The sequence below is a fragment of the Euhalothece natronophila Z-M001 genome (assembly GCF_007904085.1).
GTDB classification, from domain to species: domain Bacteria; phylum Cyanobacteriota; class Cyanobacteriia; order Cyanobacteriales; family Rubidibacteraceae; genus Halothece; species Halothece natronophila.
The window spans coordinates 1,251,185-1,272,400 of record NZ_CP042326.1 but is presented as its reverse complement, the minus strand read 5'-3'; the positions used below and the strand labels follow the sequence as shown (position 1 = coordinate 1,272,400).

Annotated in this window: 24 protein-coding genes and 1 riboswitch; of the genes, 21 read left to right on the top strand and 3 right to left on the bottom strand. The window is 41.3% G+C overall.

All coding sequences use genetic code 11. The features are described 5' to 3' along the window. Positions 1 to 329 precede the first annotated feature (329 nt). The 17 genes from FRE64_RS06015 to FRE64_RS05935 all read left to right on the top strand — a co-directional run bounded on the left by FRE64_RS06015 (position 330) and on the right by FRE64_RS05935 (position 14,898). Positions 330 to 1,949 (top strand): ABC transporter substrate-binding protein, encoded by a 1,620-nt coding sequence (locus tag FRE64_RS06015; RefSeq protein ID WP_146295121.1) that lies wholly within the window; start codon positions 330 to 332, stop codon positions 1,947 to 1,949. A gap of 3 nt (positions 1,950 to 1,952) precedes the next feature. Beyond that, positions 1,953 to 2,798 (top strand): nitrate ABC transporter permease, encoded by an 846-nt coding sequence (gene ntrB / locus FRE64_RS06010; protein ID WP_146295120.1) that lies wholly within the window; start codon positions 1,953 to 1,955, stop codon positions 2,796 to 2,798. Continuing rightward, on the top strand, positions 2,795 to 3,679 hold the full coding sequence (locus FRE64_RS06005; RefSeq protein WP_146295119.1) for an ABC transporter ATP-binding protein: 885 nt from the start codon (positions 2,795 to 2,797) through the stop codon (positions 3,677 to 3,679). The genes ntrB and FRE64_RS06005 overlap by 4 nt, the downstream gene beginning before the upstream one ends. Positions 3,680 to 3,735: 56 nt before the next feature. Then, positions 3,736 to 4,179 carry a cyanase gene (gene cynS, locus FRE64_RS06000; RefSeq protein WP_146295118.1) on the top strand — a complete coding sequence of 148 codons (444 nt, stop codon included), beginning with the start codon at positions 3,736 to 3,738 and terminating at the stop codon, positions 4,177 to 4,179. Positions 4,180 to 4,221: 42 nt separating this feature from the next. Further along, complete coding sequence (locus FRE64_RS05995; protein WP_146295117.1) at positions 4,222 to 5,289, top strand: WD40 repeat domain-containing protein; 1,068 nt, start codon at positions 4,222 to 4,224, stop codon at positions 5,287 to 5,289. A gap of 81 nt (positions 5,290 to 5,370) precedes the next feature. Then, the gene (locus tag FRE64_RS05990; RefSeq protein ID WP_146295116.1) at positions 5,371 to 5,886 is read left to right on the top strand and encodes an OsmC family protein; all 516 of its coding nucleotides are present in this window, start codon (positions 5,371 to 5,373) and stop codon (positions 5,884 to 5,886) included. A gap of 189 nt (positions 5,887 to 6,075) precedes the next feature. Beyond that, a complete protein-coding gene (locus FRE64_RS05985; RefSeq protein WP_246140404.1) occupies positions 6,076 to 7,152 on the top strand; it encodes an acyl-CoA dehydrogenase family protein in 1,077 nt (358 codons plus the stop codon). Between the two features lie 104 nt (positions 7,153 to 7,256). Further along, positions 7,257 to 7,844, top strand: a complete 588-nt coding sequence (locus FRE64_RS05980; RefSeq protein ID WP_146295114.1) for a TetR/AcrR family transcriptional regulator — start codon at positions 7,257 to 7,259, stop codon at positions 7,842 to 7,844. Between the two features lie 117 nt (positions 7,845 to 7,961). Next, positions 7,962 to 8,087, top strand: a riboswitch (guanidine-I (ykkC/yxkD leader). Between the two features lie 68 nt (positions 8,088 to 8,155). Then, the gene (gene speB, locus FRE64_RS05975; protein ID WP_146295113.1) at positions 8,156 to 9,313 is read left to right on the top strand and encodes an agmatinase; all 1,158 of its coding nucleotides are present in this window, start codon (positions 8,156 to 8,158) and stop codon (positions 9,311 to 9,313) included. Positions 9,314 to 9,327: 14 nt separating this feature from the next. Next, a complete protein-coding gene (hypA, locus tag FRE64_RS05970) occupies positions 9,328 to 9,699 on the top strand; it encodes a hydrogenase maturation nickel metallochaperone HypA (RefSeq protein ID WP_146295112.1) in 372 nt (123 codons plus the stop codon). Positions 9,700 to 9,722: 23 nt separating this feature from the next. Next, the gene (hypB, locus tag FRE64_RS05965; protein WP_146295111.1) at positions 9,723 to 10,409 is read left to right on the top strand and encodes a hydrogenase nickel incorporation protein HypB; all 687 of its coding nucleotides are present in this window, start codon (positions 9,723 to 9,725) and stop codon (positions 10,407 to 10,409) included. 12 nt (positions 10,410 to 10,421) lie between these two features. Beyond that, positions 10,422 to 11,441 (top strand): aliphatic sulfonate ABC transporter substrate-binding protein, encoded by a 1,020-nt coding sequence (locus FRE64_RS05960; protein WP_146295110.1) that lies wholly within the window; start codon positions 10,422 to 10,424, stop codon positions 11,439 to 11,441. Between the two features lie 8 nt (positions 11,442 to 11,449). Further along, on the top strand, positions 11,450 to 12,283 hold the full coding sequence (locus tag FRE64_RS05955; protein ID WP_222597894.1) for an ABC transporter permease: 834 nt from the start codon (positions 11,450 to 11,452) through the stop codon (positions 12,281 to 12,283). 26 nt (positions 12,284 to 12,309) lie between these two features. Then, a complete protein-coding gene (locus FRE64_RS05950; RefSeq protein WP_146295108.1) occupies positions 12,310 to 13,098 on the top strand; it encodes an ABC transporter ATP-binding protein in 789 nt (262 codons plus the stop codon). Then, entirely contained in the window at positions 13,095 to 14,198 is a 1,104-nt protein-coding gene (locus FRE64_RS05945; RefSeq protein WP_146295107.1) for an aromatic ring-hydroxylating oxygenase subunit alpha, read from the top strand. The genes FRE64_RS05950 and FRE64_RS05945 overlap by 4 nt, the downstream gene beginning before the upstream one ends. Further along, positions 14,188 to 14,367 (top strand): hypothetical protein, encoded by a 180-nt coding sequence (locus FRE64_RS05940; protein WP_146295106.1) that lies wholly within the window; start codon positions 14,188 to 14,190, stop codon positions 14,365 to 14,367. Before FRE64_RS05945 ends, FRE64_RS05940 begins: the two co-directional genes overlap by 11 nt. Before the next feature lie 21 nt (positions 14,368 to 14,388). Continuing rightward, positions 14,389 to 14,898, top strand: coding sequence for a hypothetical protein (locus FRE64_RS05935; protein ID WP_146295105.1), 510 nt, complete (start codon positions 14,389 to 14,391; stop codon positions 14,896 to 14,898). Between the two features lie 8 nt (positions 14,899 to 14,906). Here the strand turns inward: FRE64_RS05935 and FRE64_RS05930 are convergent, their stop codons facing one another. After that, positions 14,907 to 15,107: a hypothetical protein gene (locus tag FRE64_RS05930; protein WP_146295104.1), complete on the bottom strand. Its 201-nt coding sequence runs from the start codon at positions 15,105 to 15,107 to the stop codon at positions 14,907 to 14,909. Between the two features lie 210 nt (positions 15,108 to 15,317). Between FRE64_RS05930 and FRE64_RS05925 the strand changes: the two genes are divergently transcribed. The 4 genes from FRE64_RS05925 to FRE64_RS05910 all read left to right on the top strand — a co-directional run bounded on the left by FRE64_RS05925 (position 15,318) and on the right by FRE64_RS05910 (position 19,523). After that, the gene (locus FRE64_RS05925; protein WP_146295103.1) at positions 15,318 to 17,159 is read left to right on the top strand and encodes an ABC transporter ATP-binding protein; all 1,842 of its coding nucleotides are present in this window, start codon (positions 15,318 to 15,320) and stop codon (positions 17,157 to 17,159) included. A gap of 3 nt (positions 17,160 to 17,162) precedes the next feature. Then, complete coding sequence (locus FRE64_RS05920; protein ID WP_146295102.1) at positions 17,163 to 17,657, top strand: ureidoglycolate lyase; 495 nt, start codon at positions 17,163 to 17,165, stop codon at positions 17,655 to 17,657. 47 nt (positions 17,658 to 17,704) lie between these two features. After that, a complete protein-coding gene (moaA, locus tag FRE64_RS05915) occupies positions 17,705 to 18,694 on the top strand; it encodes a GTP 3',8-cyclase MoaA (protein WP_146295101.1) in 990 nt (329 codons plus the stop codon). 256 nt (positions 18,695 to 18,950) lie between these two features. Further along, positions 18,951 to 19,523 carry a transcriptional repressor gene (locus FRE64_RS05910; protein WP_146295100.1) on the top strand — a complete coding sequence of 191 codons (573 nt, stop codon included), beginning with the start codon at positions 18,951 to 18,953 and terminating at the stop codon, positions 19,521 to 19,523. 137 nt (positions 19,524 to 19,660) lie between these two features. On the opposite strand, the gene FRE64_RS05905 is transcribed toward FRE64_RS05910, so the two are convergent. Both FRE64_RS05905 and FRE64_RS05900 read right to left on the bottom strand, forming a co-directional pair. Continuing rightward, a complete protein-coding gene (locus FRE64_RS05905; protein WP_146295099.1) occupies positions 19,661 to 20,047 on the bottom strand; it encodes an RNA-guided endonuclease InsQ/TnpB family protein in 387 nt (128 codons plus the stop codon). 23 nt (positions 20,048 to 20,070) lie between these two features. Further along, positions 20,071 to 21,210 (bottom strand): IS4 family transposase, encoded by a 1,140-nt coding sequence (locus FRE64_RS05900; protein ID WP_146294195.1) that lies wholly within the window; start codon positions 21,208 to 21,210, stop codon positions 20,071 to 20,073. Between the last annotated feature and the right edge of the window lie 6 nt (positions 21,211 to 21,216).

Sequence of the window (21,216 nt, the reverse complement as noted above, 5' to 3'; positions counted from 1 at the left end):
GTATTATAGCAACTTAAAGTAAAAAACTATACTACAGAATATCCCTTTAAGCTCGCTGTAAGGGAAATAATTAGAATGACTAGAGTAATAGGAATTGCTAAGCGCGATCGCGCTTTTTTTTTGCCAATTAAACTATCAAATTCCTACTTAAGTTTGTCGAATATGGCGAAATACAGTATAGCAATATACCTATTCAATCAATCATTTCGGGCAATCTAGATCATAAAGTGTAAAGTTCGATACAGATACTCCTTGGGGGCATTTGTTCTAATTAAAATAGAACATTTGTTCTAATTGAACTAAAAGCGTGACACTAGGTTAAGTAGCTTATGGCAATTGCCTCAAACAAGTCTCAAAAGTGGAATAATCTATCTGCCCAAAGGGGACAAATAGGGGATTTAGACATGATGTGTATGATCTGTGGGGGCTTTCACATGACCCAAGATCATTGGAAATTTCTTCAGACAATGCCCCAAGAACCCGTCGATTTAATTGATGATTTGGTGAAGATGGGCATTTACAAAAGTGAATCCCTCAACATTGCCGATACCCTTAATCGTGCTGAACTGCGGAAAGCCCTTTTCTTAAAAATGGCAGGAAAAGGTGATCCGAAACGAGAAAGACTTTGCAACGAACTCAGTAAAGCAGCAGGAGGATTCGATCAAGCCTTCGCCGCAGCCTTTGGACCAAAATCCGCCGAGTTTTTTGGTGATGCTACGAAAATTAGTGCCAGTACGAGACGGCAATTTCTCCGTAATGTTGCCATTGGGGCAGCCCTAGTTACTTTATCTAACTGTGGACGCAACGGCGCTCAACAAGCCGGTCCTGATGATGAAGTCTCTGACGCAGTCGATGTTAGTGAATTAGAAAAAACAGATTTAAGAATTGGGTTCATTCCCATTACCTGTGCCACGCCCATTATCATGTCAGAACCGTTAGGGTTTTATGAAAGATATGGATTTGATGCCGAAGTTGTCAAAATGCCCAGTTGGGCAGCGGTAAGAGATTCAGCCATTGCTGGTGAGCTAGATGCTTATCATATGTTAGCTCCTATGCCCATTGCCATGACACTGGGGTTAGGTTCATCTGCATTTCCCATTAAATTAGCCAGTATTGAAAACATTAATGGTCAAGCGATTACTGTTGCCTCAAAATATGAGGGGGAAATCAATGGTCCAGAAGACTTTGAAGGATTCTCAATTGGGGTTCCTTTCGAGTATTCAATGCACAATCTCCTGTTGCGCTATTACTTAGCAACCGGCGGGTTAGATCCTGACAGAGATGTGTCTATTCAAGTTGTTCCTCCCCCAGATAGCGTAGCACGCCTAGAAGTAGAAGATATTGATGCTTATTTGATGCCTGACCCCTTCAATCAACGGGCGGTTGATGAAGGAGCAGGATTCATCCATATGTTAACCAAAGACCTGTGGCCCGGTCATCCTTGCTGCGCCTTTGCTGCTAGCGATGAATGGATTGATGCCAATCCCAATACCTTCCGAGCTTTAAACAAAGCGATTATTGATGGCTGTGGTTATGCCAGTAACCCAGATAATCGTCGCGAAATTGCCGAAGCGATTTCAGAACGGCGCTACCTGAATCAGCCTGTTGATGTTGTTGAATCTGTTTTAACTGGTCAATTTGAAGATGGACAGGGCAATCAAATGGATGTTCCCGAGCGGATTGACTTTGATCCCTATCCTTGGAAGAGCTTTTCCCATTGGATTACCAGTCAACTTGTACGTTGGGATTTCCTTCCTGAAGAAAGAGCAGATTATGACGACATTGCTGACGACATTTTCTTAACCGATCTTGCCCGAGAATTAGCCGAGGAAATTGGACAAGATGCCCCAGAGGAGACGTTCCGAACTGAAAACTTAAAGTTTGATGAGTTCGAGCCTGATGAAGCAGCAGATTACGTCAGACGACAAATTGATGAATATGGGATGTAAATCATGACAAAACAGCAAGTGTTTTCTCACTCTCCACAAGCGACCACTCAAGCGAGTTGGCTAAAAAATAAAAATATACAAGCCTTGCTTGCTTTCTTAGCTTCTTTAGCTGCTTTGCTCATACTTTGGGAGGTTGGCGAGGCTTTAGGGCTCTTTGCCTCATTAATACCCTCTGCTAGTGAAACTTTAGTTGATTTTTGGGAGTGGATTAGCGACCCTTTTTATGATTTTGGCCCTAATGATAAGGGGATTGGTTGGCATCTATTAGTAAGTTTACGTCGAGTTGCCATTGGCTTTATACTTGGTTCTCTCATTGCTATTCCTGTGGGAATTGCAGTGGGATTATCGCAAGTAGCCTCGAAAGCAATTGATCCCTATGTACAACTTTTCAAGCCTGTTTCTCCTCTAGCTTGGTTGCCCTTAGGGTTAGGATTACTTCAAGACTCGGAGTTAACTGCCATTTTTGTGATTGCGATTAGCAGCATTTGGCCAACTTTAATTAATACCAAATTTGGCATTAGCAATGTTAGTGAAGATTATTTGGATGTAACCAAAACTCTTGGGGCTTCTCGACGGCGAACGCTTCTTAAAGTGATTCTCCCAGCTGCAGCGCCCAGTATTGTCTCTGGTTTACGCATTAGCATGGGGATTTCTTGGCTGGTGATTGTTGCTGCTGAAATGTTAGTCGGCGGAACCGGTTTAGGTTACTTCGTTTGGAATGAATGGAATAACTTAAGCATTACCAGCATTATCACAGCCATTATTGTCATCGGGATGGTTGGCATTATTCTTGACCAACTCTTTGGCATTTTGCAGACATTTGTTTCATTTGGAAAACAATCATCATGACTAGTATTTCTTATAACAATAACCCCGCCCCTGCTGTCGCTGAGGTAGGAGAAGATGTCCAACTTTCTCTGCAAGGCATTACCAAAGTTTTTCCAGGGAAAAAAGATTGGATGAGTAAATTATTACGTCGCACTTCCTCGGAATTTATGGCCCTGGACGAAATTAGTCTAGATATTAAGCACAATAAATTTGTCTCTATTATTGGGCCATCAGGTTGTGGAAAATCAACGTTACTCAACATTATTGCAGGATTAGCCTCTCCTAGCAGTGGAGCCCTATTAATGAATGGCTATCTTGTAGAAGGACCAGGACCCGATCGCGGCATGGTTTTTCAAAACTATGCCCTCATGCCTTGGATGACGGTAGAAGGGAACATTGCCTTTGCCCTAGAAACGGTTTATCCCACTATGCCGAAAGTTCAACAAAAGCGGGTAGTGAAAGAAAATATTGAGCTGGTTGGGTTAACCGGAGCCGAAACAAAGCATCCCCATGAGCTATCAGGAGGAATGCAACAACGAGTAGGGATTGCCAGAGCTTTAGCGATTAATCCGCAAATTTTGCTAATGGATGAGCCGTTTGGAGCGTTAGATGCCTTAACCCGTGGTTTTCTCCAAGAAGAAATTGAACGGATTTGGGAACAACAACGCAAAACTGTCATTATGGTTACTCATAGTATTGAGGAAGCCCTTTTACTCTCAGATGAAATTATCATGATGACCCGTGGACCTGGGGCAAAGGTAGATGAAATTTTAGAGATTCCCTTTCCTCGTCCTCGTAAACGGGAAGAGGTAGAAACTCATCCTGAATACAACAACCTCAAGCTGGAGATGGAACAACACCTCTATCGCGAAACTCGGGCTGTGGAAAAATCTCGTATTTAACACAGCTAGTTTCATAATCACTGGAATAACTATTTAATATTGGAGGAGTCTTAAAAATGCCGATCGCTGAAATTACTGAAAAACTATTAGCTGCGAAAAAAGAAAAAGGAATTACATTTGAAGATTTAGAAAAGAAAGTAGGTCGTGATGAAGTTTGGATTGCTTCAGTTATCTATCGCCAAGCCAGCGCAGATATGGAAGAAGCGAAAAAAATCGTTTCTGCGTTGGGATTACCCGAAAGTATGGCAGAACCGCTAACAGTTCCCCCAATGAAGGGCAGTTTAGATCCGCAAGTGCCGACAGATCCGTTAGTTTATCGTTTCTATGAAATTATGCAGGTTTACGGAATGCCTGTGAAAGATGTCATTCATGAAAAATTTGGGGATGGCATTATGAGTGCGATTGATTTTTCCATTGAAGTGGATCGCGTGGAAGATCCCAAGGGCGATCGCGTTCAGGTAACGATGTGCGGTAAATTCTTACCTTATAAGAAGTGGTAGTGATCCAAGAAGTTCCCCCTACTTTTGGGGGACATTTTTTTGATGTCATCATTGCTTGTGAAATTAAAAACCCGTCTTAAACACACAGAACAGTTATCAGACTATATCAGCGCGATCGCGTGGTCGCCAAAAAAACAAATACTCGCTAGCTGTTCGGCTGTAGGAGAACTCTATCTCTCGTCTCTGAATGGTCATTCTGTGGCTTTGCATCAAGCTGGAGAAATGGCTTTAAACTGTCTAGGTTTTTCCGCCGAAGGTAACTTTCTAGCCACTGCCGGACAAGCTGGAACCTTAGAAATTTGGAACTTACAGGGAGAAACCCCCACCTTAATCTGGGAGAGAAACTATCCTTCCACTTGGCTAGATACGCTGCAGTGGCATCCTCAAAAGTCTCTACTCGCTTATGCTGTGGGGCGTGAGGTTCATATTTTAGATTTAGAACAAGACGTTATTATCGCCACTCTTCCCTTTGAAAACTCTTCTATCTTTGACCTGTCATGGCATCCCAAACAAGATTACTTAGCAGTCAGTGGCGATGGTGGCGTTAAAGTTTGGAATCTCAACGATCTTGACTCCCCACCTGATCAGTTAGAAGTACCGGGGGCAAGTTTAACGGTTGCTTGGTCAAAAGAGGGGAATTATTTAGCCTCTGGAAACTTAGATCGCACCTTAAGCATCTTAGCGTGGGATAATCCGCCCCCGTGGTTGATGCAAGGATTTCCAGGGAAAGTGCGAAAACTTGCTTGGTCTAATTTTTCCCCAGATCAATTTCCTCAAATTGCCACCGCTTGCCTTGAGGGAATTATTATTTGGCAGCAAGAAAAAAAGGGTGGTCAATGGCAAAATACTGTTTTAGAAAACCATCAAGGATTTGTCAGAGATTTAAGTTTTCATCCCTCGCAACCCATCTTAGCCTCTGCTAGTGATGATGGCAGGATCATTCTATGGCAAGATCAAAAGTCGATTAAAACACTAAAAATAGAAACAGGTGGCTTTTCCAGTTTGCAATGGCACAAGCAAGGCAATTATTTGGCAGCTGGAACCAATCATGGGGAAGTTTTAATTTGGGAATTGGTTAGTGGAGAAAAATTAAAAAAAGGATTTGGATAAATTTCCATTTTGTAGCCTTTTACACTGTTTTATGATTGTCATTTTTTTATATTTAGATAGAACGTTCTATTTGAAAAGCCAATGAAAACATCCTTACGTCCAATCAGTAAAGAAGGTCTAGAAACACTAGCAGAAAAATCTCGTCAAAATCCTGGTGTTGTTAATACATTAAGCGTCAAGACTGTCTGTGAAGGGCAATTCCGTAACCTCAACTATGCTCGAGATTTACCAGCTCATGTAATTGATGAACCACCTACACTACTAGGAGAAAATACCGCTCCGAATCCATCTGAAGTTGTTCTTGCAGCCCTTGGCTCTTGTATTTCTGTTGGGATTCATGCCAATGCTGTCATGCGAGGCATTACTTTAAGTAAGTTAGACCTAGAACTTGAAGGAGACATTGATATTACAGGTGTTTGGGGAATCGGTGACTTATCGGACAAACGTTTAGGATTCACAGATATTCGTGTCAAAGTTGACCTTGAAGGTGATGTTAGTCGAGAAGAACTAGAAGATCTCGTTGCTCACTCCAACTTCTGGTCACCAGTTGCTAATACTCTTCGTAATCCAGTCAACATGGAAGTTGAATTAGCTTAAACCAAAACTAGGTGACAAGGTGAAAATCAATCATTGTTCCTTCATTCTATCCTTGTCACCTTTTCCATTAACTCAAGGTAATAAACCCGAAATCAGCAAGGAGATTTTCTCATGCAAACTTATAATCCCCCTTATCTAACTAACCGAATTCAAGTATCAAACAAGGAATCATCGATCACAGAATCGCTAATGTCTAATTTAAAGACTGCTGTTAAAAAAGAATTAGCTCCCAAAGTAAAAGACATTGATCAAAAAGGCGAATATCCAAAAGCCTTTATGCACCGAATTGGTGAAATCGGAGGATTTGGTCAAACTGTTCCCTCTCAATATGGAGGAAGTAATCAGGGAATCAAAAAAGCCATTCAAGTAATTGAAACCATCTCTGAAGAATGTGTAAACACAGGATTTATTACTTGGTGTCAAATTGCTTGTGCTTGGTATATTCAAAATAGTAACAACCAAAATTTACAACAAATTCTACTACGGGAAGTTGCCAATGGAGAAAAATTAGCGGGTACTGGCTTGTCCAACCCAATGAAGCATTTTGCAGATATTGAAAAAATTTCTCTTTCTGCTGAACCTAAATCTGGAGGGTACGTTATCAACGGAATGTTACCTTGGGTTTCTAATTTGGGTCCGGGTCATTACTTTGCTGTTGTTGCTCAAATTACTAATTCAGATCAATATCTAATGGCAATCGTTTCTGATGAATTTAAAAATCTATCTTTGCGAGCTAATGCAAAATTTATTGGTCTTGAAGGTAGCGGAACATATAGCTGTATTTTTAAGGATGTTTTCGTCCCAAAGGATTTTATTTTAGCGGCTCCTTGTCAAGATTATATTCCACGCATTAAACCTGGGTTTATTCTTTCTCAAGTGGGAATGGGCCTAGGATTAATCAATAGTTGCATTAATTTAATGAAACGTTCTAATAAGCAATTAGGTCATGTGAATTATTTTCTAGATGATCAGGTAGAAGAACTAGAATTAGAGCTAGAGAAAGCACGTAAAAAAACTTATTTTTTAGCAGATGAGATAGAGAATCAACAAGATAATTTACAAGATTGGTTTCTCAGAGAAGTGATTGAAACTCGGTTACTCGGTTCTGAACTCTCTCTTCGGGCAGCTAATGCTACCATGCTATATGCCGGAGCAAGAGCTTATATTTATGGCAACCCAATAGAAAGAAAATTACGGGAGGCTTATTTTATTGCTATTGTGACACCAGCTCTCAAGCACCTTAAAAAAATGTTATCAAAACTATAGGGTTTCTCTAGAAATAATTAATTTAATCAAACCGACTAACTATTGACAAAACCTCAAGAACGCTTAAGAATTAGATTGTAGAACTGCTGTAACTCTGCAAGCTAATGGCTAACCTTAAGCGTACTCGGGAGGATATTCTTGAATCTGTTCTTGATACAGTTCATCGTAAAGGATTAAGTAAAACAGGACTCAATGAGCTTTTTACAGTTAGTGGGACTTCCAGTGGGAGCTTTTACAATTATTTTAGCTCGAAAAATGAGTTAGGTCATGCTCTAATTGACTTTGAATGGTCAAAATTGCAAGCAAATATTATTGACCCTGCTTTGGCAAAAAGCGATCAACCGATTGAGCAAATTTTAGAAATAATTAACCGCCTTGAAGCAAAGCAAATTTCTCAACCAGAATGTGCTGGTTGCTTATTGGGAAATTTTATTGTTGATTTAACAGAGCAAGATGAATCTTTTCAAGAGCATTTAAAAGATATTTTTAATCGCTGGCAAACAATTATAGCTCAAGTCCTTGAACAAGGAAGAAACCAACTTAAGCCAGAAGTTAATCCGACTCTCCTAGCAGAGGAACTTCTCATGATGATGGAAGGGGTTATGTTAATGGGAAGACTCCGTCAAGATATAGATTATATCCAGCGAGGGTTTGAGAGTGTTCGTCACTACCTTAAACTATTTCTCGCATAATTCTCCTTAGAATCCTTAAAAAAAGGGGTTGGATAAATTTTAATTTTGTAGTGAAAGTTACTGTATTTTCTCACTTCTTCCTTCAGAATAAAAATTGGACATAGAAGATACAGAAAATATTATTGCTTCTAGGGTTCCGATCGCTGAGAGCAAGTAGCTTTGCTACATCGCCCTTGCGATGACTGGTCCAAGAGAAGCACGCTTAAAACGATAGCGACACGGCGGGACAAAAGCCCGGGAGGTCTAGAGTGGTAAAGTATTACCATTATTAGGTCTCCCGTTTTTTATTTTAGGAGGAATTAACGGAAAATATGAGTGATCAAAACCAATCCGAAGCCGATCGCGCTCTAGATAAAGAAAATCAGTTACCGTTAACTGGGTGGCAACAAGAAGTATCTCAGGGACTCGATCATGGCTTAGAGGCAGCAGACACTATTCGCGATCGCAGTATTTCTACCTTTTCCCGAGGCGAACTCCCCCACTATGCAGGCATCAATACCTTTCTCAAAGCCCCCTATATTGAGGATGTAAAACAAGTGGGCAACTATGACATTGCCATTGTTGGTGTTCCCCATGATTCTGGGACGACCTACCGTCCTGGCACCCGTTTTGGCCCTCAAGGTATCCGTAAAATTTCCGCCCTTTATACTCCCTATAACTTTGAACTGGGAGTGGATTTAAGAGAACAAGTCACCCTCTGTGATGTTGGCGATGTTTTCACGATTCCGGGGAATAACGAGAAATCCTTTGACCAAATTTCTAAAGGGGTTGCCCATATTTTCTCCTCTGGGGCTTTTCCCATTATTTTAGGAGGAGATCACTCCATTGGTTTTCCTACTGTGCGCGGTGTCTGTCGGCATTTAGGGGATAAAAAAGTGGGGATTATTCACTTTGATCGTCATGTGGATACCCAAGAAACTGATTTAGATGAACGGATGCACACCTGTCCTTGGTTTCACGCCACCAACATTAAAAATGCCCCAGCCAAAAATCTTGTGCAGTTAGGAATTGGCGGTTGGCAAGTTCCTCGTCAAGGGGTCAAAGTTTGTCGAGAACGAGAAACCAATATTCTCACGGTTACGGATATTACAGAAATGGGACTAGATGCTGCGGTAGAGTTTGCCTTGGAACGGGCTTTAGATGGAACGGATTGTGTTTATCTCAGTTTCGATATTGATTGTATTGATGCTGGGTTTGTTCCGGGAACGGGTTGGCCCGAACCGGGTGGTTTATTGCCACGAGAAGCCCTTTATTTATTAGGAAAAATTGTGCAAAAAGCTCCCGTGTGCGGTTTAGAAGTGGTGGAAGTTTCTCCTCCCTATGATGTCAGCGATATGACTGCTTTAATGGCAACGCGAGTTATTTGCGATACTATGGCGCATTTAGTTCTCTCAAAGCAACTTCCTCGCCAAAGTAAACCCAATTACATTCACGAACAAGCCCAAGAAACCGCAGACTATTGGCAGTAAGCGAGACATTTCTTATGCACGAAACTGACATGACCAAAGCCTTAATTGTAACGGTCAAAGACTGGTGGGACACTCAACCGACTCCACCAAAAATTCAGAAAATTTATTTACAAGTTGGAGAATTTACCTGTGTTGAACCTGCCAGTCTTCAGTTTGCATTTAAAGCTCAAACCAAAGACACCTTTTTAGACGGCGTAGAACTGGTAATTAAAGATATTCCTTTAGTCGCTTTTTGTCACCATTGCCAACAAGAATATTTCCCTAAATTCGGTGAACAATATGCCTGTCCCACTTGTCATTCACCAATGGAGGATATTCGATCGGGAAGAGAGTTAAAAATTGATCACATTGAATATACAACTGAGGAATCATTTGCTAACCTTTAGATAAATTTTTTGATTAAAAAATAATGCACCAAACTTTCGATGCCGCCCTTGGCGTTAATCTTCTCCAAGCCAACCAAACTGAAGCGGATCATAATCGTGAACATTTCGATGCTTGGGGAATTACTTGCTTAAACTTAATGAGTAGCCCAGGTGCTGGTAAAACCGTTTTACTAGAAAAAACCCTTTCTGATCTTTCCTCACATCTAAATGTGGCTGTCATTGAAGGGGATATGACCACGGAATTAGATGCGGAGAGATTACGACAATATGGGGTTCCCATTATTGCCATTAATACGGGTCGTTCTTGTCATCTCGATGCCGAAATGGTTGCAGGGGGACTGCATCAGTTCCAAGAAAATTATCAACCTGAAACCTTTGATTTAATCTTGGTAGAAAATGTGGGGAACTTAGTGTGTCCTGCTGAATTTGAAGTGGGAGAACACGCCAAAGTTGCCCTTCTTAGTGTCACCGAAGGAGAAGATAAGCCCTTGAAATATCCCGTGATGTTTCAAGAAGCAGACTGTCTTTTGGTGACAAAAATGGATTTAGCCCCCCATTTAGACATTGATATTCAACGGATTGAAAATAATGTTCGTCAAATTAACCCAAATGTCACGATTATTCCCGTTTCGGCAAAAACAGGAGAGGGGTTAAATATTTGGTTGAATTGGGTTAATCAACAAGTTAAATCAAAAGCAATCGTGAGTTAATCAGGAGTGATCATGCAACTACCCAAAATTTTGACAAAAATTGGTTTATTCTGTCTCAGTTTATTATTGGTTGTTAGCTGTAATGGCGCAACGGATATTACAGATGATGGCAATGGTGATCCGATAGTCATGGGCTATAGCAATTGGGCGGGATGGTGGCCCTGGGCAATTGCCGAAGAAGAAGGGCTATTTGAAAAAAATGGGGCAAATGTCAGACTGCAATGGTTTGATGATTATGTTGCTTCTATGGAAGCCTTGGCTGCTGGGCAATTAGATGCTAACTGTCAAACCCTAAATGACACGGTTTCCTTTGCGGCGGATGCGGTAGAAGGAGAAGTGGTGGTTTTAGTCAATGACAACTCGGAAGGAAATGACAAAATTATTGCCATTGAAGAAATTGAGTCTATTCCTGAGTTAGAAGGGCGTGAAGTTGCCGTTGAAGTTGGAGTTGTGAGTGATTTTCTCCTTTCTTTAGCCCTAGAAGAAGAGGGGATGTCTCGGGATGATGTGAATATTGTGGACTTAGAAACCGGTGCAGGGGCTGCGGCATTTGCTTCGGGGCAAGTGGATGCAGTTGGGTCTTATCCCCCTTATTGGTTAGTGGCGTTAGACCGAGAAGGAAGTCGTGAGTTGATTAATTCTGAGGCGTTTCCGGGGGCAATTCCTGATTTGTTAGTGACCACCCAAACGTTAGTGGATGAACGTCCAGATCAGGTGCAAGCCTTAGTAGATACTTGGTTTGACATTTTGGAATTTATGGAAGAAAACCCCGAACGGTCAGATGAAATTATGGCTGAGGTGGCAAATGTCAGCACGGAGGAAATGGAACTATTTAAGGATGGAACACGCATTTTTACCATCGAAGAGAATTTAGAAGCCTTCAGCGATGGCGATGATATGACTCATATGCCTTATGCCGCCCAAGAGATGGCAGAGTTTATGGTTGATGTTGACTTTATCCCAGAAGTTCCAGATTTAAGTGATTTGTTTGATGACAGTTTTGTACAAACTTACGCAGATGAGAATGAATAATGTCTAATATGTCTGTCAGTCAATCATCAGGAAAAAAACAGCAATCACAAGGACTGTCTCCGAGTATTTTTTGGCGCATTGCTGAGGATATTCCTCGTTCTTTGCAATGGGCTTTAATGATTATTTCGGTGGCAGTTCCTTTTTCTATTTGGTGGGCTGCCTCAACTTGGGGAGGGGTACAAGATGTTTTCCTCCCCAGTCCTGTGGAAGTGGGAGAAGCCTTTGTCCGCTTATGGGACAGAGGCTTTTTGATAGAGGATACCGTGGCAAGTTTTCTCAGAGTGGCTGTTGGCTTTTTCTTCGCTGCAGTGGTCTCAGTTCCACTGGGAATTGGCATGGGAACATTTGCCAGTATTCGCTCTTTATTTGAACCGTTAATTGGCATTGTCCGCTATATGCCTGCTTCGGCGTTTGTTCCTTTACTCATTCTCTATTTGGGAATTGGGGAAGAGCCCAAAATTTTCTTAATTTTTATTGGCACACTTTTCTTTAATATTTTGATGATTATGGATGCGGTGAAGTTTGTGCCGAAAGAGTTAATTGAAACGACTTACACCTTGGGGGGAAAACGTTGGCAAGTTTTATTTCAAGTAATTTTTCCCTACGTCATTCCTAATATTATTGATACGTTCCGAATTAATATTGCTACGTCTTGGAACTTAGTGATTGTTGCGGAATTGGTGGCAGCAGATGAAGGGTTAGGACGGCGAATTTTACGAGCGCAAAGGGTTCTCAATACTGATGAAATTTTTGCTTGTTTAATTGTTCTAGGCTTAATTGGCTTTTTAATTGATTTGTCTTTTCGGTTTTTATTACGTCTGTCCTGTAAATGGGCGATTTAATAATTTGTTGTTATTGGTAATTGGTTATGCACTTAGAAGTTAACAATCTCCAAAAAGAATTTCCTACTAAACAGGGAGCGGTAACAGCCCTTAAAAATATCAATATGCACGTGGAAACAGGCGAATTTGTCTGCGTTATTGGGGCTTCGGGTTCAGGAAAGTCAACGTTATTACGGTTAGTAGCAGGGCTTGATTTTCCGAGTTCGGGGGAAATTAAGGTGGATCAAGTGCCTGTCATTGGCCCTGGGCGCGATCGCGGTATGGTGTTTCAACAATATACCCTATATCCTTGGTTAAATGTAGCAAAAAATGTAGAATTTGGCTTAAAGTTACAAGGAATTTCCCGAGCAAAACGGAAGGAAAGGGTGGATTATTATTTAAATGTGGTGGGGTTAACCCAGTTTAAAAATGCACTACCGAAAGCACTTTCTGGGGGAATGAAACAACGGGTTGCTATTGCCAGAGCGTTGGCTTGTGAACCAAAAATCCTGTTAATGGATGAGCCATTTGGGGCGTTGGATGTGCAAACAAAAGAAACCATGCAACAGTTTTTATTAGAAATTTGGCGGCGCACGGGAACAAGTATCTTAATGATTACCCATGATGTGGAAGAAGCAGTGTTTTTAGCCCAACGAATTTATGTTTTAACGGCACGTCCCGGAACGGTTCAAAGAGAGTTTAATATTAATCTACCAGGAAAAGAAGAAGCGCGATCGTATCATGTCAAATCGTTACCTGAATTTCAACAGTATCGAGAAACAATTACCCAAATGCTTCGAGATAATACCGTTGAACAGGAAGTAATGGTCGGATGAAACATCATTCAAACTTTACCTTAAAACAAACTCCTCCTGAAAAGTTTTTCCCTGCTAAGGTTTACACTGATCCTGAATTACTCTCTACAGAAAAGGAAAAAATCTTTAAAAAGAGTTGGCTTTATGTCGGTGATGAAACGCAATTATTTCAGGAAAATAATGTCTTTGTTGCCAACATTTATGACACAAGCATTTTATTGGTTAAAACCTCTCAAAACTCCATCAAAGCCTACTACAATGTTTGTCCCCATCGCGCCTCTTTATTATGTTCAGAATTAGGACAGCATTCTCTAAAACAGTTTGTATGCCCCTATCATGCGTGGGTTTATAATTTAGACGGACAATTAATTGGAACTCCAGCTAAAGATCAATTTCCCGAAACCTTTTCCTTAGAAGATTATCCCCTGAAAACAATTCGCTGCGACCAATGGGAAGGGTTTATTTTTATTTCTTTTGACGAGACAGCCCCACCCTTAATGACATTTCTAGATGCTATTCCGAAACAGATTCAAGGATATCGCCAACCTGAAACGAAACAATTAGTACAAAAACAATATGAGGTCGCCTGTAACTGGAAAGTGTATCACGATAACACCCTCTGCGATTATCATGTCCCTGTGGTGCATCGAGAAACATTAAATAAAGTGCAGGGGCCCGTACGTCACTACCAGCATTATTTTTACGATTATGTCAATTTACTTTATACCCCAATTACTCAGAAATGGCAAGACAACCATCCTCTTTTAGATACCATTCCTTCAGAAGAAGCGCGTTATGGTTTCTTTACCTATGGCATATTCCCCAATTTACATTTATTAGCCCTTCCCAATGGGGTTTTAGCTTGGATACGTATTGATCCGCTAACGGTTAATACCTGCCAAGTTGTTCTTGAAATTTATGGTATTCCTCATTTTAGCCCTTCTTCAGAACAGCTACAGGAAGAGTTTGAGGCATTTATGACTGAAGATATGGAAGTTACGGAACTGGTGCAAAAAGGCTATGAAAGTGGGGCTTATGAAGGAGGGATTGCCAATCGGCTAGAGGATCGGATTTTGCATCAGCAACGGTTAATTCGAGAGGCATTACAAGATGATAGTTAATCCTTTTCAAGGGGTTTGGGAACGGCAATGGATTCAATTTGATCAGGGAGAGAAAGAAACTGGCCAAAAGGCACTTTGGATTCAAGGAAAAACTTATTTTGCTGATGTTCGCAGTGTCCCGTTTTCTGGGAAACTGACTCCAGAACGATATCAAAACATGAACGCGTGATCGCGCTTTGATACTGACCTAATGGGGTTTGCTGGAACGTTTACCTATAATAAAAAATCCCCTAAAAAGGGGACTTGTACTTGGCATCATCAGCTTGCAATTACACCTCGCAGCCAAACAGATAGTAGCGATTATAAGTGGCTAGATGAGCATAACTTTCTGGAACAAGGAAGTTTTGAAGATGAGCAAGGAATCATTCATCACTTCACTGAATACTGGCATCGTATCCAAGTAGGAGGAGTAGAAGTTTGGAAACGGGATGAGCTTGGGTATCACGGACAAGTGATGCTTACCGACTGGTGGTTAATTCTCGTCCATGACTGGCGTTCTCTTAATCAAAATCCCCTTGCTGATCCTGAAGAATTATCCGCCTTTTCTGCTAGTGTTTGGCAGAAAATTAATGGCCTCTGGAAGCAACAATGGGGAACTGATTACTGTTTGGGCAATGAGCCACTATCAGAAATTTCACAACCATTTTGGCAAAACTTCCAACTGATGGAAACAAGTGGTGACGGGGAAAGAGCCCCTTAGGTCTAAATTTAGCTGGAGGCACTACCAGAACGATCATAGGACTCACGGAAGCTAGGGTTGGGTTTTCCTTGAATATGGCTCCAGTATTGGCTAGCATCCACATCAAGACCAATTTCAGAGGTAGCACGTCCGAGCATAGATTGTTGACGGTTTTTAATCATTTTGTGGTGACGCATCATGAGAGCGCGAGCTTGTTGTTCAGCAGACATAGCGAACCTCCTTTATCTAGGTTTTTTAAAGTTTTTTTTACCTTCTAGAATCAGTATACCACACAATTCTGTATAAACAAATACAAAATGAGGATTTTAATGTAAAGATTTATGAAGATTTGATTGTCCGTCTTATGTTAATAACCTATGAACCCAAGGTTCTGTTAGAGCGATAGAATTGGACAATAATACGAGACTTAGGAGAAAATTATGGAAGACGCAGTGATTGATGTTCGTAACCTGAAAATTGAGTTTTTCCCAGAAGAACAACATTTGATTGCCGTGAATGGGATTAACTTTACTATCCCGAAAGGTAAAACCCTCGGTTTAGTGGGAGAATCAGGATCAGGAAAATCAGTTACTGCTTTAGGCTTAATGGGCTTAATTCCTAATCCTGGGCGAGTCAGCAGTGGTGAAATTTATTTTCGTCCCCCTGAGGAAAAAAGCGCCGTTAATCTTCTTGCCCTTCCTGAAACGCAACGACGACAATATCGGGGTGGGAAGATAGCCATGATTTTTCAAGAGCCCATGAGTTCCCTTAATCCTGTTTATACCATTGGTTTTCAAATTACAGAAGCGATTTTACAACATCAAAGTGTCTCCCCTAGTGAAGCTAGACGACAAGCCACTGCCAGACTACAAGAGGTAAAACTCATTCCCTCCGATGAAGAATTAAAAGAAACAGCCCTCATAGAAGATAATACTCTCTCAGAAGTAGAAGTCAATCGCCAGATTAATGAGTATAAACGAACCTTTCTCGAACGGTATCCTCATCAACTGTCTGGCGGGCAACTGCAACGGGTCATGATTGCGATCGCGATTTCCTGTAATCCTACCTTATTAATTGCAGACGAACCCACGACGGCGCTTGATGTTACCGTTCAGAAAACCATTTTAGACCTTTTGCGAGAACTGTCTCAAGCAAGAGGAATGTCCATGTTATTTATTACCCATGACTTAGGGGTTGTTGCTGAAATAGCAGATGAAGTGGCAGTGATGTATCAGGGAAAAATTGTCGAGTCTGGGGACATTCGTAGCATTTTTTCGGATCCTCAACATCCTTATACTAAAGGCTTACTCGCCTGTCGCCCTCGTTTAGATCAACAAGTTGATTATCTGCCCACAGTTGCTGACTTTCTGAATGGTCAAACAGACACGAAGCCAGAACCTCCAGTTCAAGTTCAAACTTGGGATAATTCAGAAGACAAAAATGATGATTCCTTATCTGTGGATACCAGTATCAATAGTGCGCCACTGTTAACCGTCCAAAACTTACAAGTAGGATTTCCAATCAAAGGGGTTTTTGGTAAACGGAAGCGATATGCAATGGCTGTCAATGGGGTATCATTTACCGTTTATCGTGGCGAAACTTTAGGTTTAGTGGGAGAATCAGGCTGTGGAAAATCCACCTTAGCTCGGGCAATTTTACGGTTAATTGATCCTCTCCAAGGAAAAATTCGCTTTAATCGGAACGATATTACTCACTTAAGCGGAAAACAACTGCGCCATCTCCGCCGTCAGATGCAGATTGTCTTCCAAAACCCCTATAATTCCCTTAATCCTCGTCTTACAATTGGCAAAACGATTCTTGAGCCCCTCACCATTCATAAACGGTATCAGAATGCAAGGCAACGGAAAGAGCGAGTGGTGTATCTCTTAGAAAGAGTGGGCTTAAGTGCGGATGATATTAAACGCTATCCCCATGAGTTTTCTGGCGGACAACGGCAACGAATTTGTGTCGCCCGTGCCCTTGCCCTTAATCCTGAGTTTATCATCTGTGATGAGTCGGTTTCAGCGTTAGATGTGTCAGTCCAAGCGCAAGTTTTGAACTTACTCAAAGAATTACAAGAAGAGTTTGAGTTAACCTATATTTTCATTTCCCATGACTTAAGTGTGGTGAAATTTATCAGCGATCGCGTTATGGTGATGAACAAAGGGAAAATCGAAGAAATTGGGAAAGCAGAAACCATTTATAAAACGCCAGGAAGTGATTACACGCGACAACTGATTGATGCTATTCCCAGCATTGAAAAGAAATTTTTAGTCTCTTAAATTATGACGCAATCCACGCTACAAACTTTAAAAATCGAAGCAATTACAGGAGAAAATTTTGCCCCCTATGGGGATTTAGTGTTGCCCTCCCAAGATGGTAAACCCTTTGACGAAACTGATGCAAAATTAGACTTGAGTCAGGGAACGCCGCGCTTTTATATTATGCAACTCCAAAAACGGGGGAAACGATTTCATAAAATTACCCGCCATCAATTGTGTACCCAATGTTTAGGCGCTTTAGAGGGAAAAAGTTGGTTATTAGCAGTTGCCCCACCAAGCAGTAATTCTAAGCCTGATGTCAGCCAATTAAAAGCCTTTCAAATTCCAGGCAACTGTTTTATTAAACTCCATAAAGGAACTTGGCACGCGGGCCCCTATTTTGAAGAAGATGAAATCATCAATTTCTACAATTTAGAACTCAGTGATACCAATGAAGTGGATCATTTTAGTTATGATTTTTTGACGGAAGAGAATCTAATTTGGGAAATGACGACTTAAAATAGGGGAAACAGAATGAATCAATCAATAAAGATTGAAAAATATCTATGCCTGTTATTGATTACCTTCGGATTAGTTTAATTGATCGCTGTAATTTTCGCTGTCAGTATTGTATGCCCAGTGGGGCAGAATTAGATTATCTTCTTGAAGAGAACTTCCTAACCAAGGATGAGATTATTACCCTCTTAAAAGAAGTCTTTATTCCCCTTGGGTTTAATAAGTTTCGCTTAACAGGGGGCGAACCGTTACTACGCCCTGATATTGTCGAGATTGTGGAAGCGATTGCAGCATTACCCGAAACGGAAGATTTAGCCCTGAGTACCAATGCGTTTCTATTGGAAAAATTGGCGCAACCCCTTTATGATGCTGGACTGAAACGGATTAATATTAGTTTGGATTCTCTCAACCCCGAACAGTTTGATAGTATTATTGGGAATAATGGGCGCAGTCGCTGGCAACAAACTTGGAATGGCATTTTAGCCGCTCATGAGGTGGGGTTTGACCCCTTAAAATTGAATGTTGTTGTGATTCCTGGGGTCAATGATACCGAAATTTTAGACTTAGCCGCTCTCACATTTGAGAAAAATTGGCACGTGCGATTTATTGAATTTATGCCCATTGGGAATTGGGAGTTAGAGCGTGATCGCGCATGGATTCCCTCAGAAGAAATCCGACAAGACATTCGGCAACGGTGGGGCTTAGACAGTGGTACGGTCACAGGAAATGGACCCGCCGATGTGTTTCAAATCCCAGGGGCAAAGGGAACTTTAGGCTTTATTTCCCAAATGTCAGAATGCTTCTGTGATAACTGTAATCGGATGCGCCTCTCCGCAGACGGCTGGCTTCGTCCCTGCTTACTCAACGAACAAGAACAACTTGACCTCAAATCTCAATTGCGTAAGAGTCCGAATTTTGCCCAATTGCGAGATCAAGTCAATTATCTTCTTGACATTAAACCCGAGATTAACTTTAAAGAACGGGATAAGGGGACAACCACAGGTACTTATACTCGGACGATGTCGCAAATTGGCGGATAATCGCTGAGGGGATGGGGAGACAAGGGAGATGGAGAATTTCTTATGCCAAATGCAAAGGACGAATGACAAATGACGAATGACGAATGACGAATGACAAAGGACGAAGGACGAAGGACGAATGACAAATGACAAATGACAAATGACCAATGACAATAGAAATTATTGCACTTAATTATCAATAGATGACAATAGTTGCAAATCTATTCATTAATAAAGTATTATTGTCAATATATCGCATTTATTGCCAAAAAAACTTATGGTTAGGCAACCCTATAGTTCTTCTTCCCTGAAGGCAGAACTCAACTCCCGAGGATGGCGGCTTACCCCCCAACGAGAGACAATTCTCCATGTCTTTCAAAATCTCCCCCGAGGACACCATCTCAGTGCTGAAGAGTTATTTCACCTTTTACAAAAGCGCGGGGAAGAAATTAGTCTCTCCACTATCTATCGCAGTGTGAAATTAATGACGCGCATGGGGATTCTGCGCGAGTTAGAATTAGCGGAGGGACACAAACACTATGAATTAAACCGTCCCCATCCCCACCATCACCATCATATTGTCTGCATTCAGTGTAATCGCACCCTTGAATTTAATAATGATTCAGTGCTGAAACAAAGCCTGAAACAAGCAGAAAAAGAAGGATTACAACTCATTGACTGTCAATTAACCATTATGACCATTTGCCCTGAGGCAATTCGCATGGGGTGGCCCTCAGCCCTTCCAAGTAATTGGGCTTGTACTCGCGCTATTTCCGAAAGTGATCCCAATCGAGATATTGAAGAAATTGAACAAGAAATCGCTGAAACGGAATCTTCTGAAGACAATTAACATTAGTCATTAGTCATTGGCTTACAAACAACCAAGGACGAAGGACAAGGGACAAACAACAAAGGACAAACAAAAAGTCGTGCATTAAGATAAGAGCAGATGCTTAATATTTGTTTGACATCCTCCCCCGTCAAACGCTACGCGCTATGACGGGAGATTCCTAGCCTTGCGACTAGGTTTCCTGCTTCAGGCTCTTGACTAGACGAAGTTGCCTCCATCCCCGTCAGATCGCCTCCACAGGCAATTTGTTTATTCTCTAACCCCTGCCCGAGGTCGGAGAGTCCTCGATTTCTAATCACTTCAGCACTCACCACATCTCTTGAACCAATGTAACCGCATTCAGGACAATGATGAACTCTTACATCTAGAGTCTTCTTACCAGTATGCGCTCCACACTGGCTACATTCTTGGGAAGTGCCATCTTTGTCAACTTTGGCAAAGTAAACATCCCTTTTCCAACAGACCCACTCCAAGATGTTTACAAACTGACCAAAGCCAGCATCCGCCGCCTGCTTAGACAGCATCCCCTCAAGGGGTGACGACTGGCTTAAGCCCCTTGCTGTATAAGTTCCATAGCTCTTAACCCTTTCTGATAAAAGGGAAACTTATTGCGATTAAGACTCATCAATTCTTCTACCCAATCTTTGACAAAAATCTGAGTGATGATCCAAGTTTGACCATATAAGCCGATTAAGAAATTACTATTTTTCGTCATTTTTTGCTTCACTGTTCTCAGACGACCAAGATATTCTTGTTGACCTTTGAACCGAATGGATTGCCCCTTTAAACTGGAGACCGTGTACGCGATCGCGCACAACAAAACCAAATTACTTAGTCTTTTGACTGAAGCCTTAGAGCCTTCTAAATTATAACCTCCGATCTTACAATCCTTAAACATGGCTTCGATTCCCATACGCTTTTGATAAGCTTTGATTGCCGAGTCGAGATCGGGAAGATTAGTCAGAAGATACCAAGGCTCTTTTTCGACACTTCCTCGGTATTTCTTTTTCCATTTAACGGCAACAGAAAATTGACCGAATCCGTTTTTACCCACTTTTATATTAGGAAAGAAATGAGAGTCTCCTGGTTGAAAGTCGAAGCAACTAAGAGATTGACAATCTTTTCCTTTGACTTGAATGTTTCGGTCTTTTTTCTGACGCAGAACAAAGCCCACTTTCTCTCTCCGTAACCATTTAGCCAGCTCGATGCTATGAAATTCACGGTCTCCTAAAATGATTAATCGATAACCTCTCAGAAGTTTCAAAATCGGTTTGAGTAAAGCTTTTTGTTCTTTTAAATTACTGGCTCCTTTCTTTGATAAAAATTGCCAATAAATGGGAAGAGCTCGTTTCTGATGAATGAAGGCGACAACAAACAAGTTTTTATCTTGCCACTGCGTTCTGTCTAAAGCTAAGTAAAGAGGTTGATTACTTGGGTGAATGAGTTTAATAATTTCTTTAATGATTGGAAACCAAATTAGGGCCATGGACAGGGAAGGAAGCACTAGAAATCTTTGAAGACGACGGCGACGACTTTCATACTTAATCGGTAAAGGATAGTACGCAGCTAGTTTTTCGATTTTCACATTTTTATGAACTTGTAACAGCCATACCCAGATTTCTAGGCTTAATAATTGGGCACGAGTGAGTCGATTAGCAAGGTGATTGCGATATAATTTTGGTAGCATTTTTTA

Coding starts and splice junctions, on each gene's coding strand:
- FRE64_RS05960 (WP_146295110.1), top strand. CDS start 10,422: ATGCAACTACCCAAAATTTTGACAAAAATTGGTTTATTCTGTCTCAGT.
- FRE64_RS05920 (WP_146295102.1), top strand. CDS start 17,163: ATGACGCAATCCACGCTACAAACTTTAAAAATCGAAGCAATTACAGGA.
- FRE64_RS05940 (WP_146295106.1), top strand. CDS start 14,188: ATGATAGTTAATCCTTTTCAAGGGGTTTGGGAACGGCAATGGATTCAA.
- FRE64_RS05910 (WP_146295100.1), top strand. CDS start 18,951: ATGGTTAGGCAACCCTATAGTTCTTCTTCCCTGAAGGCAGAACTCAAC.
- hypA (WP_146295112.1), top strand. CDS start 9,328: ATGCACGAAACTGACATGACCAAAGCCTTAATTGTAACGGTCAAAGAC.
- ntrB (WP_146295120.1), top strand. CDS start 1,953: ATGACAAAACAGCAAGTGTTTTCTCACTCTCCACAAGCGACCACTCAA.
- FRE64_RS05925 (WP_146295103.1), top strand. CDS start 15,318: ATGGAAGACGCAGTGATTGATGTTCGTAACCTGAAAATTGAGTTTTTC.
- FRE64_RS06005 (WP_146295119.1), top strand. CDS start 2,795: ATGACTAGTATTTCTTATAACAATAACCCCGCCCCTGCTGTCGCTGAG.
- FRE64_RS05950 (WP_146295108.1), top strand. CDS start 12,310: ATGCACTTAGAAGTTAACAATCTCCAAAAAGAATTTCCTACTAAACAG.
- FRE64_RS05990 (WP_146295116.1), top strand. CDS start 5,371: ATGAAAACATCCTTACGTCCAATCAGTAAAGAAGGTCTAGAAACACTA.
- FRE64_RS05955 (WP_222597894.1), top strand. CDS start 11,450: ATGTCTGTCAGTCAATCATCAGGAAAAAAACAGCAATCACAAGGACTG.
- FRE64_RS05980 (WP_146295114.1), top strand. CDS start 7,257: ATGGCTAACCTTAAGCGTACTCGGGAGGATATTCTTGAATCTGTTCTT.
- moaA (WP_146295101.1), top strand. CDS start 17,705: ATGCCTGTTATTGATTACCTTCGGATTAGTTTAATTGATCGCTGTAAT.
- cynS (WP_146295118.1), top strand. CDS start 3,736: ATGCCGATCGCTGAAATTACTGAAAAACTATTAGCTGCGAAAAAAGAA.
- FRE64_RS05985 (WP_246140404.1), top strand. CDS start 6,076: ATGTCTAATTTAAAGACTGCTGTTAAAAAAGAATTAGCTCCCAAAGTA.
- FRE64_RS05995 (WP_146295117.1), top strand. CDS start 4,222: ATGTCATCATTGCTTGTGAAATTAAAAACCCGTCTTAAACACACAGAA.
- FRE64_RS05945 (WP_146295107.1), top strand. CDS start 13,095: ATGAAACATCATTCAAACTTTACCTTAAAACAAACTCCTCCTGAAAAG.
- FRE64_RS05935 (WP_146295105.1), top strand. CDS start 14,389: ATGGGGTTTGCTGGAACGTTTACCTATAATAAAAAATCCCCTAAAAAG.
- hypB (WP_146295111.1), top strand. CDS start 9,723: ATGCACCAAACTTTCGATGCCGCCCTTGGCGTTAATCTTCTCCAAGCC.
- speB (WP_146295113.1), top strand. CDS start 8,156: ATGAGTGATCAAAACCAATCCGAAGCCGATCGCGCTCTAGATAAAGAA.
- FRE64_RS06015 (WP_146295121.1), top strand. CDS start 330: ATGGCAATTGCCTCAAACAAGTCTCAAAAGTGGAATAATCTATCTGCC.
- FRE64_RS05900 (WP_146294195.1), bottom strand. CDS start 21,210: ATGCTACCAAAATTATATCGCAATCACCTTGCTAATCGACTCACTCGT.
- FRE64_RS05905 (WP_146295099.1), bottom strand. CDS start 20,047: ATGCTGTCTAAGCAGGCGGCGGATGCTGGCTTTGGTCAGTTTGTAAAC.
- FRE64_RS05930 (WP_146295104.1), bottom strand. CDS start 15,107: ATGTCTGCTGAACAACAAGCTCGCGCTCTCATGATGCGTCACCACAAA.